Origin of the sequence: Candidatus Magnetobacterium casense (genome assembly GCF_019173545.1) — a bacterium.
In the GTDB taxonomy this organism is placed as follows: domain Bacteria; phylum Nitrospirota; class Thermodesulfovibrionia; order Thermodesulfovibrionales; family Magnetobacteriaceae; genus Magnetobacterium; species Magnetobacterium cryptolimnobacter.
Window position 1 is genome coordinate 1 of record NZ_JABXWD010000590.1, and the last position, 1,648, is coordinate 1,648.

General features: G+C 50.7%; 4 protein-coding genes. 2 read left to right on the forward strand and 2 right to left on the reverse strand.

The window, feature by feature from the left end; genetic code table 11:
- A partial coding sequence (locus HWQ67_RS17885) for a glycogen/starch/alpha-glucan phosphorylase (RefSeq protein WP_218254052.1) occupies positions 1-545 on the reverse strand: 545 nt, incomplete at its 3' end.
- 289 nt (positions 546-834) lie between these two features.
- Between HWQ67_RS17885 and HWQ67_RS17890 the strand changes: the two genes are divergently transcribed.
- Positions 835-1,044 carry an antitoxin family protein gene (locus tag HWQ67_RS17890; protein ID WP_218254053.1) on the forward strand — a complete coding sequence of 70 codons (210 nt, stop codon included), beginning with the start codon at positions 835-837 and terminating at the stop codon, positions 1,042-1,044.
- Positions 1,041-1,385, forward strand: coding sequence for a type II toxin-antitoxin system PemK/MazF family toxin (locus HWQ67_RS17895; RefSeq protein WP_218254054.1), 345 nt, complete (start codon positions 1,041-1,043; stop codon positions 1,383-1,385). Before HWQ67_RS17890 ends, HWQ67_RS17895 begins: the two co-directional genes overlap by 4 nt.
- A 7-nt stretch (positions 1,386-1,392) precedes the next feature.
- Here HWQ67_RS17895 and HWQ67_RS17900 read toward each other — a convergent pair whose 3' ends face one another.
- Positions 1,393-1,536 (reverse strand): hypothetical protein, encoded by a 144-nt coding sequence (locus tag HWQ67_RS17900; protein ID WP_218254055.1) that lies wholly within the window; start codon positions 1,534-1,536, stop codon positions 1,393-1,395.
- Positions 1,537-1,648 lie beyond the last annotated feature (112 nt).

Below are 1,648 nucleotides of genomic sequence, written 5' to 3' on the forward strand. Positions count from 1 at the left end.
TCCCAAGCGTTGCCGTATCGCAGCCAGTTATCGGGGATTTCCACCTGGTAGCCGTCCTTGATCTTCTGGACGAATATGCCGTACTCGTAGCGGATTCCGTATCCGTATCCTGGCAGTTGCAGGGTTGCCATGGAGTCCAGGAAACATGCCGCAAGGCGTCCGAGTCCGCCGTTACCCAGGCCGGCGTCCCACTCCAGCTCCCGGAGTTCGTCCAGGTCGTAGCCAAGCTCGTTGAGGGCCTTTTCCATATTGTCGTAGAGGTCCAGGCCGATCAGGGCATTGCCCAGCGACCTGCCCATCAGGAACTCCAGCGAAAGGTAGTAGACCCGCTTGGTGTCCACGTTGTAGTAGGTCTGTTGGGTGTTGATCCACTTTTCAACGAGGCGGTCCCGCACGGTGAGGGAGAGCGCCTTGTAGAAGTCCCGCTTGGTTGCCGAATATTCGTCCTTTGCCAAGGAGTACTTGAGGTGTGTCAAAAAGGAGAATTTTAATGATTGCACGTCCGTTGCGTGTAGGATGTCTTTTATCTTTTCCGATCTAATCATTTTGCCGCCTTCCTCTGTAAAGATTCTGTTACTGTAGTTTGTATATTATATCTGACTGTCAGGCTGTTTTGCAATGTACGAGAGGAAGGGGGGTGCATAAACTTTTGGTGGGTAAGATAAACGGGGTCAAGGGGTCAGCGAGGGGTGAGCCGCCCTTCTTGTAGGGGGTAGGGGCGAAGCCCCCATTCTTTCTTTGACGAAGCCACCAACTACTTTCTTATGCACCTGCCCGGCCTCTTGACTAAACACCACCTGCCGTATTATCCTTAAATAGGAAGGAGATACATTTATGCCTGAGATCATAAACGCTGTGTTTGAAAAAGGGGCTTTTAAGCCCTTGACCGAGGTTGCCGCCGTGGAGCATGGGCGGTACAAGATCGTTTTTTATCCCCTGGAGGAGTTTCACTTCTTAAGTATGGCCCAGGAGAGCGGGAGTTTGGATTTCCTCAAGGAAGAGGTTGAGGACGTATACACCTTGCAGGACGGAGAGGAGGTTTGACCCTCAAACGCGGGGACATAGTCCTCGTGCCGTTTCCCTTTACGGACCTCTCCTGCCAAAAAGTCAGGCCCGCCTTGGTGCTTACTCCAGACCTGAAATCCACAGACGTTGTTATCGCCTTCATATCATCATGCACACAGCAAAAAGTCTTATCAACCGATTATATCCTTGATTTGGGACATACGGATTTTCCGGCAACAGGCCTTAAAAGAACCTCTGTCTTTAGGATGAACAAACTCCTTACGGTGCAAAGGGGCTTGATAATAAGGCGTCTTGGCAAAGTACCCACTGCAATTCAGGATGAACTTGACCACAGGCTCAGGGTTGCAATCGGACTGTAACCATATCTCACTCCATTTCGGCTGCCAGTCGCCGGAGATACCCAAACACCACAAACCCTGGGTTACAACGAAAACAGGCTATTAACAACTCATCAAATCTTCCAATGCGATTGCCCTGGAGTAGTCCCGTTGCCAAGGGGCTATCAGACATGCTATCATAATAACTCATGTTACGCAGAGAAACAAAAAAAGGCTTTACAGGTCTACAACATATGTACCGTGCCACGCCATTACGGGGTCAAGGGGGCTGTGCTCCCTTGTGG

Bases quoted from the DNA above. Each gene is read 5' to 3' on its own strand.
- HWQ67_RS17890 (WP_218254053.1), top strand. From the start codon at position 835: ATGCCTGAGATCATAAACGCTGTGTTTGAAAAAGGGGCTTTTAAGCCC.
- HWQ67_RS17900 (WP_218254055.1), bottom strand. From the start codon at position 1,536: ATGTCTGATAGCCCCTTGGCAACGGGACTACTCCAGGGCAATCGCATT.